This window comes from Bifidobacterium scardovii JCM 12489 = DSM 13734, assembly GCF_001042635.1.
Classification (GTDB): Bacteria; Actinomycetota; Actinomycetes; order Actinomycetales; family Bifidobacteriaceae; genus Bifidobacterium; species Bifidobacterium scardovii.
In genome coordinates this window covers 693,448-707,675 of sequence record NZ_AP012331.1, presented here as the reverse complement: position 1 = coordinate 707,675, position 14,228 = coordinate 693,448, and the positions used below count along the sequence as shown (strand labels likewise).

The 14,228-nt window shown below is 65.2% G+C and carries 11 protein-coding genes and 1 tRNA gene; 6 read left to right on the top strand and 6 right to left on the bottom strand.

The window, feature by feature from the left end; translation table 11 throughout:
- Positions 1-215 precede the first annotated feature (215 nt).
- A complete protein-coding gene (locus BBSC_RS02910) occupies positions 216-1,265 on the bottom strand; it encodes a CHAP domain-containing protein (protein ID WP_033519869.1) in 1,050 nt (349 codons plus the stop codon).
- A gap of 420 nt (positions 1,266-1,685) precedes the next feature.
- On the opposite strand from BBSC_RS02910, the gene serC reads away from it, so the two are divergent.
- Both serC and BBSC_RS02900 read left to right on the top strand, forming a co-directional pair.
- Complete coding sequence (gene serC, locus BBSC_RS02905; RefSeq protein WP_033519870.1) at positions 1,686-2,834, top strand: phosphoserine transaminase; 1,149 nt, start codon at positions 1,686-1,688, stop codon at positions 2,832-2,834.
- A gap of 153 nt (positions 2,835-2,987) precedes the next feature.
- Positions 2,988-3,242, top strand: a complete 255-nt coding sequence (locus BBSC_RS02900; protein ID WP_033519871.1) for a hypothetical protein — start codon at positions 2,988-2,990, stop codon at positions 3,240-3,242.
- A 44-nt stretch (positions 3,243-3,286) separates the two neighbouring features.
- Here the strand turns inward: BBSC_RS02900 and BBSC_RS02895 are convergent, their stop codons facing one another.
- A complete protein-coding gene (locus BBSC_RS02895; RefSeq protein WP_081892819.1) occupies positions 3,287-4,627 on the bottom strand; it encodes a sensor histidine kinase in 1,341 nt (446 codons plus the stop codon).
- A 175-nt stretch (positions 4,628-4,802) separates the two neighbouring features.
- Here BBSC_RS02895 and phoU point away from each other — a divergent pair, with 175 nt between their 5' ends.
- Positions 4,803-5,483: a phosphate signaling complex protein PhoU gene (gene phoU, locus BBSC_RS02890; RefSeq protein WP_033519872.1), complete on the top strand. Its 681-nt coding sequence runs from the start codon at positions 4,803-4,805 to the stop codon at positions 5,481-5,483.
- A gap of 407 nt (positions 5,484-5,890) precedes the next feature.
- Here the strand turns inward: phoU and BBSC_RS02885 are convergent, their stop codons facing one another.
- The 3 genes from BBSC_RS02885 to BBSC_RS02875 all read right to left on the bottom strand — a co-directional run bounded on the left by BBSC_RS02885 (position 5,891) and on the right by BBSC_RS02875 (position 8,748).
- Positions 5,891-6,631: a phosphoglyceromutase gene (locus BBSC_RS02885; RefSeq protein ID WP_033519925.1), complete on the bottom strand. Its 741-nt coding sequence runs from the start codon at positions 6,629-6,631 to the stop codon at positions 5,891-5,893.
- Positions 6,632-6,765: 134 nt separating this feature from the next.
- Positions 6,766-7,743 carry a 1,4-dihydroxy-2-naphthoate octaprenyltransferase gene (menA, locus tag BBSC_RS02880; protein WP_306558675.1) on the bottom strand — a complete coding sequence of 326 codons (978 nt, stop codon included), beginning with the start codon at positions 7,741-7,743 and terminating at the stop codon, positions 6,766-6,768.
- Between the two features lie 87 nt (positions 7,744-7,830).
- Positions 7,831-8,748 carry a type IV secretory system conjugative DNA transfer family protein gene (locus tag BBSC_RS02875; protein ID WP_051923109.1) on the bottom strand — a complete coding sequence of 306 codons (918 nt, stop codon included), beginning with the start codon at positions 8,746-8,748 and terminating at the stop codon, positions 7,831-7,833.
- Positions 8,749-8,886: 138 nt separating this feature from the next.
- Here BBSC_RS02875 and BBSC_RS02870 point away from each other — a divergent pair, with 138 nt between their 5' ends.
- Positions 8,887-10,068 (top strand): IS1249 family transposase, encoded by a 1,182-nt coding sequence (locus tag BBSC_RS02870; RefSeq protein ID WP_033519926.1) that lies wholly within the window; start codon positions 8,887-8,889, stop codon positions 10,066-10,068.
- Positions 10,069-10,415: 347 nt separating this feature from the next.
- Here the strand turns inward: BBSC_RS02870 and lysS are convergent, their stop codons facing one another.
- The gene (gene lysS / locus BBSC_RS02865; RefSeq protein WP_033519927.1) at positions 10,416-12,101 is read right to left on the bottom strand and encodes a lysine--tRNA ligase; all 1,686 of its coding nucleotides are present in this window, start codon (positions 12,099-12,101) and stop codon (positions 10,416-10,418) included.
- A gap of 513 nt (positions 12,102-12,614) precedes the next feature.
- Between lysS and BBSC_RS02860 the strand changes: the two genes are divergently transcribed.
- A tRNA-Pro gene (locus BBSC_RS02860) sits at positions 12,615-12,688 on the top strand.
- Between the two features lie 104 nt (positions 12,689-12,792).
- Positions 12,793-13,980 (top strand): MFS transporter, encoded by a 1,188-nt coding sequence (locus BBSC_RS02855; RefSeq protein WP_033519928.1) that lies wholly within the window; start codon positions 12,793-12,795, stop codon positions 13,978-13,980.
- The last annotated feature ends 248 nt before the right edge of the window (positions 13,981-14,228 follow it).

The window sequence follows — 14,228 nt, the reverse complement described above, 5'->3', positions numbered from 1 at the left end:
CACCGCCCGTCGCCGGCGAACCACGACCGGAAGTACGCAAATAGCACAAAATAACGCGACACGCCGTAATGACCGGCACAAATCCGAACATACGACGGTTGATCAATCAGTACATCACACAACCAACCATGGGGAGCCCGAGACGGCGGCGAATGGACCGGCGGTGAACGGACCGCGGTCGGCGAACCGGCGGATCAGCGGCCCCAAGCCGACGATCAGTAGTGGACGAACTGCAGCTGCGAGGCGTCGGCGGCGGAGAACGTCCTGCTGGAGATCACGCCGAGCCCCTTGGCGTTCGACTCGGAAATCTCGATGGAGCCGTCGGCGTTGATCTTCTCGATGATCGCGACGTGCCCGTACGTGGTGTCCGCATTGAACTGGCCGCCCTGGAAGACGACCATGTCGCCGACGTGGCGGGGCGTATTGTCCACCCAGTAGCCCAGGTTGCGCGCCGAATCGGCCCACATGTTGCCGTTACCGAAATATGAACCGACCGGCAGGCCCATCTCGGTGCGCCGCTGATATACCCACCAGGTGCACTGGCCGTACGGATAGGCGTTGCCGCCGTTCTCGCCGGTGACATGGTTCGGATCGAAGCCGTCCGGCACCACGCCGGCGTCCTGGTCCATCAGGGTGGCGACGTTCGGATTGTGCGCGTTGGAGCGGGACACATTGTTGACGTTCAGCGTGGAGCCGGCGTCGCCCAGCTGCCAGTCACCCTCGTTGGTGGTCTGGTCGGTGGCCTGCCCGCTCGCCGCGGACGCATTGGAGGAATCGGCGGCATCGGAGCCGCTCTGGGACGCATCGGCTTCGCCGGAGTCCGACGCCACCGTGCTCGACAGCTCACTCAACGGCGTACGGCTCTCGGAACGCGAGGCGACATTGGTGTTCACGCGCTGCAGCTGCGTGGTCGTGGTCGACGGGTCCTGCGCCAGGGGGCGGGACGTGTCGGCGGGATTGGCCAGAGCGATCGTGCTGGCCGCGGTGCCGACCAGCGCCGCAAGGGACGCGGAGGCGATGATATGGGAGCGACGTTCGGCCGCCCGTGCGGCCTGACGCATCGCGCGGCGGGTCTGCGGCGCGACCTCGTTGAGCTTGTCGGCCAGAGCCTGATCGATGCCCAGCAGCGCTGCGCCGCCGTCGGCGGGCTGCATCATGGCAACGGCGGTCGCGCGATGACTACCGCGGCTGGCAGCGAACAGCGTCCTCGAAGTCCGAATGGTCTTATTCGAGCTTTGGGATGCCTTGTGGGCTCCATGCCTCATACTTACACACTCCTTGCCGGATTCGACGTCCGTGCACAACAGATCACCGACGTCACACTACCGTCACAAGTGAGCACTTTACAACGGAGCCCCGTCAACGGCCAGTCCCTTCGCCGGAGCGACGCCATGCTCGCATTCCTCCCCTCACCCGCGCAGCCCCTGAAATTCGGTGGATGCGAAAGTTCGGTCCCGCCCTCCGTCCGGAGGCCGAGCCACGGCACGCCGGGCGTGTCACGCCGGAGGACCGCGATCCGGCCAGCAGCCGCCGCGGCGGAGGACGAAACCGGCTGATCGCATACGGGGCAGGCCGCCACGCCCGCCGCCGTTTCCGCCGCCGTTTTCCGTTCTCGTTTCCACCGTCGTTTCCGGCTGCCGGACAAGGGCTTTACGCCCATCCAGCTTGTCACTACGCTTGGGTGCATGAGCAATGCAATTGACATCCCCCAGTCCATCTTGCCCGAAGACGGCCGTTTCGGCTCCGGCCCGAGCAAGATCCGCCCCGAGCAGGCACAGGCCCTGTATGACGGCGGCGCCACGCTGCTGGGCACCTCGCACCGCCAGACGCCGGTCAGGCAGCTGGTCGCCTCGATCCGCGAGGGGCTGACGTCGTTCTTCCACGCGCCGGACGGCTACGAGATCGCACTCGGCAACGGCGGCGCCAGCGCATTCTGGGATATCGCATGCGCCTCGCTGATCACTCGCAGGGCCGCGTTCGGCACCTACGGCTCCTTCAGCGCCAAATTCGCCAAGTCGGCCGCCTCGGCGCCGTTCCTCGAGGAACCGGTGATCTATCAGGGCGAGCCGGGCACCTATCGGCTTCCCGAGTTCACCGAAGGCGTGGATGCCTACTGCTGGGCGCACAACGAGACCTCTACCGGCGTGGCCGCCCCGGTGACCCGCGTCCCCGGCAGTCTCGAGCAGCAGGCGCTCACGCTGGTCGACGGCACCAGCGCCGCCGGCGCGCTGCCGGTCGACGTGTCGGCCACCGACGCCTATTACTTCTCCCCGCAGAAGGCCTTCGGCTCCGACGGCGGCCTGTGGCTGGCCGTGCTCTCCCCCGCCGCCATCGAGCGCGCGGCCAGCGTGGAGCACAGCGCCACGCTGGAGGGTGCCCGCCGGTGGGTTCCTCCGTTCCTGTCGCTGACCTCCGCCATCGACAACGCACGCAAGGACCAGACACTGAACACCCCGTCCGTCGCCACGCTGATCATGCTGGAGAACCAGGTCCGCTGGCTCAACGACAACGGCGGCATGGACTGGTCCACCGCACGCTGCGCCAAGTCGGCGTCCATTCTGTATTCGTGGGCCGAGCACTCGGACTACGCGCGTCCGTTCGTCGCCGACGAGCAGGCGAGATCGCATTCGGTGGTGACCATCGACCTCGATGACGCCATCAGCGCCAGCCAGGTGGTCTCGGCGCTGCGCGACAACGGCATCGTGGACACCTCCGGCTACCGCAAGCTCGGCCGCAACCAGCTGCGCATCGGCGTGTTCCCCTCCGTGGAACCGGCCGACGTGGCGGCGCTGACCGCGTGCATAGACTACGTTGTCGATCATCTGCAGTCATGACCCGACACCGTGTCCGGCGTGACGGCACCGCCGACACGCCGGACACGCCGGACACGCCGGATACGGGCGGCGGCCAGTCTGGTCGGCCGCCGGCGGATGGCCGCGCCCGCGGCGATCGGCTGCCCGTATCCGCCCCGTACTAAGGTAACGGTTATGAAGTTCGCACCGATCATCAATCCCGATGTGTGTCGCCCGACGCCGAAGCCCGTTCGCGTGGATCTGCGCAAGGTGTTCCTTATCGGCACCAGCCTGTGGGCCCTCGCCTTGATCGTGTGCACGATTCTGCTGTTCCTCGAGTTCGACGTGCTGCGCGTGCTGATCGTGTGCACGGCCGGGACGGTCATCGGCGTGGCGATGCTGATCTGGGAGCATTTCGATCGATGGGACTATCGCCGGCTGGGCGCCTGACTGATTCCCCCCTCCCGGTGTCGGCGGCCGCATCGCCGCGGCCGTCACTGCGCCAGAGGTAGCGACAACGAGAAGGTGCTGCCGCTGCCCTTGGAGCTCCAGACCGCCACGCCTCCGTGATGCGCCAGGGCCACGTGCTTGACGATCGCCAGCCCGAGCCCGATGCCGTCACGCGACTGCGGCGTCTGGTTCGTTCCGCGGTAGAACCGCTCAAAGATGCGGGTCTGCTCGTCCTTGTCGATGCCGACGCCTTGGTCGATCACGCGGACGACCGCCTGCGTGCCGTCGTCGGAGCGGGATGCCGTCACGCTCACCGCGCCGCCGCGATTCGAGTAGACGATCGCGTTGGACACCAGTTTGGACACCGCCGCGCGGATCTGCTCGCCATCGCCGTTGACCGTCAGCGCATCGTCGCCGGTGACGGAGAGCTGCACGCCGAGCCGTTCGCTCTGCGGCTCCAGCTTGGCGCACGCGGCGCGTACCTGCTCCATCATGTTGAGCCGGTTCGCGGACGACGGCATGACCGGCTCCTGCGCCTGGATCAGCAGCAGCAGATCGGCCACCATACGGTTCAGGCGGCCGCACGCCGCACTGACGTTATGGGCGTTCCACGATATCTGTTCGGCGTCCAGCGCATCGTCCTGCAGGGAATCCGCCAGCTGGCTCAACGCCTGCGTCGGCTTGAGCAGCTGCTCGGACACATTGGTGATGAACGAATCGCGCACCTGCGAGAAACGAATCGCATTGCTCACATCATCGATCAGCACCACCACGAATCGATCGTCGATGCGCCCGACCGTGATCTTCAGCCAATTCGGGCGCGCCACGCCATACACCTCGACGGGATCTGCGCCGCTCGGGCCCCTGTCCGCCGCGGCGACAAAGCGCTCCGGGGTGCTGGTGGTGAGGTCGAAGCGACGGCGGCCGCCGGACTCGCGCACCTGCCGTATCGCCTCGCGCACCTCGGCGCTGACGATACGCTCATCGTCGACCACGCCCAGCGTATAGGCCGCGGGATTCGCCCGGATCACCTCGTCCTCGCGGTTCACCACCATCGACGCGGTCGGCAGCATGGACAGCAGCGTGGCCGTCGAGTCGTCCAGATCCTCCTCGCCGTCATCGGGATCGTTCCGACGGCGGTCGGCGAGATGGCGGAACCAGTCGGCCGCGGATCGCAACGGGGAACGGGGGGATTTCTCCCGCCCGTCATCGTGCTCGTCGGAGGCGTCGGAGTCCTCGCCGGACGCCGCCGACTTGGCCACCGCGAAGTTGTCGATCAGCGGACGGATCCGGTCGTACACCCAAAACAACGCCAAGATGATCACCGCGGCTGCGATGATCACGAACGGCACAAACACGATAACCGTGGAAAGCTCCTGCGACATACGCTCATTCTCCCATACGAACCAACGACATGCCGGCAGGTGAACCCCCGGTAAACGTATGCGTGAACTTTACGAAAACGAGTGGTTGCTTTTAGCTACGTTGTGGCCGAACGCCAGTGCCGGATAATACACTGGTATAAGTTGGAATTGGCGCCGGAGTGAAAGGCAGAAGAATATGCGTGTTATTTTCAACGAGGAGATGAAGGCCGTCGCCGACGACCTCGATCGTATGGTGCGCAATGTGCGCAAGGCGATCGACGGTGCCGGCAGGGCCCTGCTCGATTCGGATGTGGAGGCCGCCCAGGCGGTCATCGACGGGGACATCGAGATCGACGCCCTCGAGTCGAGCATCATCGACCAGTGCGTGAAGCTGCTGGCCAAGCAGAACCCGGTCGCCACCGATCTGCGCGTGGTGGTGTCCACGCTGCGACTGGCCGCGACCTTCGAGCGCATGGGCGATCTGGCCCGGCACATCGCCGAGGCCGCCCGCCGCTCCTACCCCGAGTCCCCGCTGTCCGACGAGGCCAAGGACCTCTTCTCGCAGATGCAGGACTTCCTTGACGAAACCGCCGACAACATGGTCGCCATGCTGGCCGACCGCGACGCCAAGGTCGCCGAGCGCATCATCCGCAATGACGACAAGCTCGACGCGCTGCATGCCAAGACCTTCGACCTCGCCCTGTCCGACGAGTGGACCGGGTCCAAGCAGCAGCTGATCGACGTGGTGCTGCTCAGCCGCTTCATGGAGCGCCTTGGCGACCACGCCGTGTCGGCCGCCCGCCGCGTCGTGTTCATCGTCTCCGGCTTCGACCCGAGCAAGGAACCGAGCCGTGACGAGGATGGCGCCGTCGAGTAAGGCTTCTTGCCGATCGGGCTTCGGACACCGGCAATGATTTCGCAGAGGGCGGGTGCGCAGCAGTGCGCGCCCGCCCTCTGTCGTATCCGCCGTCATATTCATCGTCGTACCCGCCGATATGCGTCAGGATATGCGCCAAAATATGCGTCAAGCAGGCCCTCCCGCGCGCACCTTGGTATGCCAACCTCGAGTTGTCGGTGCGCGGGCAAGTAGTGAAAACGGTTGTCCATCGAACATCAATCGATTGACACGCCTCTCAACACAGAAATCTCGGCATCGGCGCACCGACAACTCGACATTGCCGCGCAAAACCGTGGATGCGGCGGCATAAGCGCAACAAAAAAACGGGAGTCGCATCAGCGACTCCCGTTCACGGTGATCACGCCCGGCATATCACCGGGACTTCATCACTTCTGGCCCTGGGCGGCGACGGCGGCGGCACCGGCGGCGGCGGCCTCCGGGTCCAGATATTCGCCACGCGGCTTGATCGGCTTGAAGTTCTCATCCAGCTCGTACAGCAGCGGGATGGCGGTCGGGATGTTGACCTTGGCGATCTCGTCCTCGGACAGGTTGTCCAGCATCTTGACGATGGCACGCAGCGAGTTACCGTGGGCGGCGATCAGCACGGTCTTGCCGGCCTTGAGCTCCGGCTCGATGGCGGACTCGAAGTACGGCTTCACGCGCTCGACCACGTTGGCCAGGCACTCGGCTTCCGGAACCGGATCGCCGGCGTAGCGCGGATCGTTGTTCTGCGCGTACTGGTCGTTCGGATCGATCTCGGGCGGCGGGGTGGCGTAGGAGCGGCGCCACAGCATGAACTTCTCGTCGCCGTACTCCTCGCGGATCTCGGTCTTGTTCTTGCCCTGCAGAGCGCCGTAGTGACGCTCGTTGAGACGCCAGTCACGCTGGACCGGGATCCACAGGCGATCCGCGGCATCCAGAGCGATGTTGGCGGTGTTGATGGCGCGGCGCAGCAGGGAGGTGAACACGATGTCCGGAAGGACGTTCTTCTCCTTGAGCAGCTCGCCGCCACGCTTGGCTTCGGCTTCACCCTGCTCGGTCAGCGGGACGTCGACCCAGCCGGTGAACTGATTGGTTTTATTCCATGCGCTCTGACCATGTCGGAGCAGTACTAATTTGTAAGTCATACGGATCAGTCTACCGCCCGATGCGCCCAAACACGAGCATCCGTCTTACGTATTTCATCTCAATTGGGTCACGGCGCGCCCTCTTTCCGGATCATCGTGGAAGAACCACCGGAAAAGCGCCGGCCGGACGGGGATCACAGCGCGACGGAAGCCGCAAGCACCACCGCGAACAGCAGCGTCTGGAAACTGGCGGCGGTCAGGGCGGAACGGAACCAACCCTGCGACACGCTGCGTATCAGGGTTCCCGCCACGCCGGCACCCGACAGCATCAGCACGCCGCCCCACGGCCACCACAGCGTGGAGCACATCAGCAAGGCGATCAGCCAAGCGGCCGCGCAGCACGCATTCAGCAATATGCGCGCCCCATGCTCTCCCAGCCGCACGGCCAAGGTATGTTTGCCGTGTTCACGGTCCTCGTCGATGTCACGGATATTGTTCACCATCATGATCAGGCAGGAGAACAGGCCGGCCGCCACCGCGCCGAGCAGGCCGCCGACGTCCACCGTGCCGCACAGCGCGTACTCGGTGCCGAGCACCGCCGCCAGACCGAAGAACAGGAACACGCCGAGTTCGCCGAAACCGGCATACCCGTACGGATGCTTGCCCCCGGTATAGAACCATCCGGCCAGCAACGATGCCACGCCGACGGCCAGCAGCCACCACGCCTTGGCGAGCACGACCGCGGCGATGCCGCACACGCAGGCGATGCCGGCGCAGACCACCGCCGCGGCCAGCACATGCTTTGCCGGCACCAACCCGGATGCGGTCAACCGCTGCGGCTTGCCCGATTTCGATTCGTCCGCGCCGCGGCCGGCGTCCGTGCCGCGGATGCCGTCGGAGTAGTCGTTCGCGTAATTGACCGCGATCTGCAGGAACAGCGCCACCAGCAGGCACAGGATGGCAACCGGCCAGAATCGTCCCAGCAGCAGGCTCTGCTGCGCCCGGCTCGCGGCGCACGATGCAGGTTCGGGATGGATTGCGATGCAAGTGCCCATCTGCCCGATATGCAGCCGAGCCATCGCCGCGCCGACCATCACCGAAGCGACGGAGGTGGTCAATGTCCTGGGCCGCGCTCCCCTGATCCACAATCTCAGATTCACGGCTTCCAACATATACCACGCGCTCCGCATCCGGCAACGAGGGGCCTGCTCACGCGGGTTCGATTCCCGTCACCGGTTCGGCGCGGCGGGGCCCGGGGCTCATCGCTCGTACGGCGCCCGTGCGGCGAGCTCAGCGAAGGTCTCGTCGGCGGCCGCATCGGCGCATGCGGCCGCGCGCACGCCCCCAGCCCGACGGCCTTCAGGCGTTTCGCGGTACAGGGGATGCGCGGTCAGATCATACGGACGCACCAGCTCCGGCTTGCGGCCGCGCTCGAACAGGTAGGCCCGGTCGAGCGGCATCTGCATCACCGTGTCCAACGTCCGGCAGGCCTTGACGCTGATCTGCTTGGCCGTGTTCACGTCCTGACCGCCCAGATACAGCCAGTGGTCGCAGTTGTTGGCGATGCTGGAGGCCACGGCGACGCCATACATGCCCTCCAGCTGGGTGAGCGATTGCAGGATCACACTGACGGAGATCCCGCGCGAGCGGATCACCGCGATGACCTTGTCGAAATCGGGGATACGGCAATTCGTGGCGAAATCGTCGAGATACAGGCGCACCGGCACCGGCAGCCGGCTGCCTTCGCAGGAGGTGTCGGCGAACCGGCACAACTGCTGCAGCGCCTGCGTGTAGAACAGGTTGACCATGCCGTCCATCGAACGGTCGGTGTCGCTCACATTGACGAACACGGCCCAGCGCTCCGTGGCGAGCTTGGCGAAGTCGATGCGTTCCGGACGCGTGAACATGCCGTCGGCACCGCTGAACGACATCGGCGCGATCTTCGATTCCAGGATGCCGCGGATGCTGGAATCCATCCGATCCGCCTTCTGCGAGGCCTTGATGGCGCGCCACCGCCGGGCGGTCATGCCTTGCGGATCGATCTCGCACATCTCCTCCATCATGATGGCGATGGAGTCCTCACCCATCACGCTGACCATGCGCTGCACCGAGGCGAAGGTCTGCTCGTCACGCGGCAGGCACTGCATCGTGTACGCGATGAAGGCAGACAGGTACATGGCCGCGGCGGGCTATAGGAACTTTTGTGGTGCTTATAACCGGTGTCTGGCCTTGTGGCAGTAGGCGTGTCGGCCTATCATTTTCAATGACGGGGAAATAGCCGGCCCGCGGACGAGCCGGGTGATGGGCTGGATGACGTGAGAACGAAATCCAGCAAAGCGAAGCAATGCCCGATCTGTGGTCGGGCGATGAAGAAGAACGGCAGGACCGCCAAGGGCGTCCAGCGGTGGAAGCGCCCCGATTGCTCGTTGAGCTCGACGATGCCTCAGGAACGGGCCGCGCATGCGCGCGTGCCGGGCGAGTTCCTCGCCCGGCTGCCGGGCAGGCAGCCGCAGTGCGCGCTTGACCCGTCCGGTGATTCGCGCGCACTGCGTAAGCGCACCGCCTGGTGCTGGAACATTCATCCGTCGATACCGCCCGTGACGGCCCGGCATCATACGGTGATGGCGGACGGCACGTACATGGGCCACGGCTGGTGCCTGATCATCGCCATCGACGGCGAGAGCGGCGAGACGCTGGGATTCCAATGGTGTGGGCACGAGTCCAAGGCGGCCTACACGGCGTTGTTCTCCCGCATGCCCGCGCCGGACGTGCCCATCACCGACGGGCTGCGCGGCGCGGAGGCCGCCTGTCAGGAGGCATGGCCCGGCACGCGCATCCAACGCTGCCTTGCGCACGTGCAGCGCAACACGAGGACGGACCTGACCTCCAAACCCAAACTTGAGGCGGGCAGGCAGCTCAAGAAGCTCTCCGACCGGCTCACCAAGGTGCATGACGGTGAAACCGCCGTCAAATGGGGCGAGGCGCTCAACGCATGGCATATCACATGGGGGTCGTTCATCAACGAACGCACCCATGCGAAGGATGATCCAACCAATCCGAAGGCAATGAGACGGCAATGGCGGTGGACCCACGAGGACGTGCGACGCTGCCACCGGAGATTGGAGAGGCTGTTCCGGGAGGGCAAGCTGTTCGCGTTCCTCGACCCCGCCCCCACCGCCGGCGGGCCGGTGGCGCGCACCACGAACCGATTGGAAGGCGGCGTCAACTCGCCGCTCAAGCACGTGCTCCTCGACCACCACGGACTGCCCGAGGAGCACATGCGACGCGCCCGCGAATGGGTGTGCTACATGAAAAGCGGCAATCCCGACCCCGCGTCGCTGATCAAACCGGAACACTGGAAACCCGCCAAGGCCGTTCCGGAACCGGACGGGGACGACGACGGGCCGAGATCCTACGACACCGGCATCCAGGCCAACAACCACGACGACCCCGCAAGCGAGCCCGGCTTCTACATCCGCAAGGGACACGTCCGATGATCCGCGGCCGATCCGCATAGGCGTCGGCATGATTCAAAACATCGCAACCCTGCTGGGACTCGTCCAAGTCGTATTCGAACTCATCGACGCCATCGGTGACGGAAGCCTGCCGGCACTCGTCGCGTCCGGGGCCGGGGCCCTGGACGTTCATCTTGCACTTCATCCGCCCGCTCATCAAACACCGCGGACGCCACGCCCGGCACAGCCAGCACGCAAACCGGAAAGGAACCTAAAGCACCACAAAAGTTCCTATAGCCCATAATTTACGAAAACATGACGAGACCCCCTTCCAAGAGGGGGGTCTCGTCACGGATGCTGCCGTCCCGCGGACGGCACGCAGCGAGTCATCAGCCGAGCGAGATCGGCTTGACCAGCGGGAACGTGATCGTCTCGCGGATCGTGGCGCCGGTCAGCGCGATGAGCAGACGATCGATGCCCATGCCGGTGCCGCCGGCCGGCGGCATGCCGACGCCGAGGGCCTCGAGGAAGTCCTCATCGATGTCGCAGGCCTCCTCATCGCCAGCGAGCGCGTCCTTGGCCTGCTGCACGAAGCGTTCGCGCTGCACGATCGGGTCGTTGAGCTCGGAGTAGCCGGTGGCCAGCTCGAAGCCGCGCACGTACAGATCCCACTTCTCGACCACGCCGGGCTTGGAGCGGTGGCCCTTGACCAGCGGGGAGGTCTCGACCGGGAAGTCGCGCACGAAGGTCGGTTCATAGAGCTTGTCCTCGTAGAAGTGCTCCCACAGATGCTCGACGAGCTTGCCATGGTTCTCCACCTCGTCGCGCTCGACGCCGAGCTTGTCGGCGATCGCGCTGAGATGCTCGACGGACGTGCCGGGGTTGTCGGGGCCGCCGTTCGGGACGATCTCCTCGCCGAGCGCCTCGGAGAGGGAGCCGTACATGCTCATCGACTTCCATTCGCCGCCGAAGTCGTACTCGGTGCCGTCGAGCAGCGTGACCTTGTGCGAGCCGAACACGTCTATCGCGGTCTTCTGCACGAGCTCCTTGACCAGCGCGCCGATCGTGTCGTAGGTGCCGTAGGCCTGATACGCCTCGACCATGGTGAATTCGGGGGCGTGCGTGGCGTCGACGCCTTCGTTGCGGAAGTCGCGGTTGATCTCGAACACGCGGTCGATGCCGCCGACCAGGCAGCGCTTGAGGAACAGCTCCGGGGCGATGCGCAGATAGAGGTCCAGATCGAAGGCGTTCATATGCGTGGTGAACGGGCGGGCCGCGGCGCCGCCGTGCACGGTCTGCAGCATCGGGGTTTCGACCTCGATGAAGTCGTGGCCGGCGAAGGTGTGGCGCAGCGAAGCGACCGCCTTGGAGCGGTTGCGCACCATATCGCGGATCTTCTCGTCGGCGATCATGCCGATGTACGGCTTGCGCGTGCGAGTATCGTCGTTGAGCTCCTTGTGCAGGGCCGGCAGCGGCTGCAGCGCCTTGGACGCGATGGCCCACTCGGTGGCGAACACGGACAGCTCGCCGGTCTTGGAGGAGATTACGCGGCCCTTGAGGTACAGGTGGTCGCCCAGATCGACAAGCTGCTTGAACCGCTTGAGGGAATCGGCGCCGATCTCCTTCTTGGAGATCATGCCCTGGATCCTGGTGCCGTCACCGGCGGACAGCTGCACGAAGCACAGGCCGCCCGCGTTGCGCAGGAACAGCACTCGACCGGCGATGCCGACGATGTCCTCGGTCTCGGCGCCGGCCTCGAGCTTGCCGTCGTACTGGGCGCGCACCTGTTCGATGGTGTGTGTCACGTCGAGGTGCACCGGATAGGGTTCGATGCCTTCCTTGAGCATCATCGCGCGCTTGGCCACGCGCATCTGCACCTGCTCCGGGTGCGAGAGCGGGCCGAACTCCTTGTTGGACGGATCGATCGCCTCGTCCAGCGTGGCGCCGCCGTCGATGCGGGCACGGATCGCCGCATCCTGCTCGAGCAGCATTTCGGCGCGCTCCACCGTGGTCATCGTGGTGGCAGCGCCCTCTTCCTCATTCTCATTCGCTTGGGATTCTTGGGTTTCACACATAGGTCCCAGTGTAGCGAGAAGGCGATACACGTCAGGAGCCGGCGCTTGCAGCCCTTCCCCACATCGTCCATTCCGCCCGCTTCACGCATCCGCCTAACCCCGCACGGATGCCACCCAACCAACTCAGGCGCCATCCAGCCCCGTCAAGCACCCAGATTCTTCCCTCTCACCCCTTACCCAACCTTCCGGCGAGCGAATGCCTCCTCACGTCTATGGGAATCTCTCACTGGGCGCCTCTCAGCGAGCCATTCCCGCCGTTCGACGGAACCCTCCTCCCATTGACCCGCTTCAGCGAGCGACAACCGCCATCACGCGGCGCCCCCATCCCGGTGACGCGCCTCTCAGCGAAAGCTTTCCGCCTCCTAGTGGCACCCGCTGCCCGCCCCACCCCGAAGCAGCCGCGCATCGGGAAAATGCCCTGTGTCAGCACCCCAAAGCACCCCTCCGAATCAAAAACGACACGCCGACTTGATTGTTCCCCGATTCGTTGTAAGATAGCGGACGTTGCCAAAACGGGCTGTAGCGCAGCTTGGTAGCGCGCTTCGTTCGGGACGAAGAGGCCGCGGGTTCAAATCCCGCCAGCCCGACGAATAAGGGATCATCGAGTAATCGATGATCCCTTTTTCTCATGTTGTGCCTTCCATAGCCGGAATCAATCCGGAACCAAAATGAACGAGTCTGAGGAAACCCCATGAAGAAGAGTCTGCTTGCGCTGGCATCCGGCGCGTTTATCCTCGGCGCCGCCGAATTCGTGATGATGGGCATCCTTCCGCAGGCCGCGGCCGCGACCGGCGTGGACATTCCAACCGCAGGCCACTACATCTCGTCCTATGCGATCGGCGTGTGCATCGGCACGCTGATCCTGGTGTTCGGGCGCAAGGTGCCGCCGAAGAACCTCATCATCCTGTTCATGGTCATCGCCCTGGTCGGCAATGCGATGTCGGCGCTGTCCGTCAACGCCACGATGCTGATCGTCGCGCGATTCATCTCCGGCCTGCCCCACGGCGCGTTCTTCGGCACGGCGACCCTGATCGCCAAGACCCTGGCCGACAAGGGCAAGGAGGCGCAGTCCATCTCCGTCATGGTGACCGGCCAGACCGTGGCCAACATGCTGGGCGTGCCGGCCGGCACGCTGATGGCCGAGTTCATGTCTTGGCGCCTCGCGTTCGGCGTGCTCGCCGCATGGGCCGCGATGACGATCGTGCTGGCGATCGTGTGGATCCCGTATGTCGCCCCGATCAAGGACGCCGGCATCGCCGGCCAGTTCCGTTTCCTGACGCGCCGCGGCCCCTGGGTGATCCTCGCCGCCGTGTTCACCGGCAACGCAGGCGTGTTCTGCTGGTGGAGCTACGTCTCCCCCTGGCTGCAGAAGACCGGAGGGTGGCCTTCGAGCCTGGTGCCGCTGATGATGATGCTGGCCGGCTTCGGCATGGTGGTCGGCGGACTGGTCGGCGGGCACATCACCGATCGCTGGCGCCACGCCGGCACCGCGGCGCTCGGGCAGATGATCTCCTGCATCGGCCTGCTGATGGTGCTACTGCTGCCCGGCAATCAGGGCACCTCCGCGCTGCTGACGTTCTGGATCGCGTTCGGACTGTTCTTCATCTCCGCGCCCCAGCAGCTGCTGATGACGGAGGCCGGCCAGGGCGGCGGCGAACTGATCGCCGGCGCCGCGGTGCAGGTCGCATTCAACTTCGGCAACGCCATCGGCTCGATCGTCGGCGGCGCGATGCTCGGCGCCTTCTCGATGGACTACCGGTTCACCGGTCTCGGCGGCGTGCCGCTGGCGCTGCTCGCCGTCGCGCTGCTGGCATTCTATTCATGGCGCTGCGAGACGAACACCGACGCCGCGCATCGCATGCGCGAGATTCAGGCCTGATCCGAACGCCGCATCTCGCCGGCCCCACTCCCGCAAGCCACCATTCGGCCCCATGCTTCATTTCTTAGGCGGATTTACCATTTCCTAGGCAGTCACGCCCCATGCGCGGGTCCGAGGAACGGTTGAATTGCCGGCCTCCATACCGCTTGTCTTCGTCAGTAGCTGCCTAAGAAATGAAGCAACCGCCTAAGAAATGAATGGCGCTTGAATTTGCGCAGGGAAAAACACCGCATCGTCGCCACATCGCA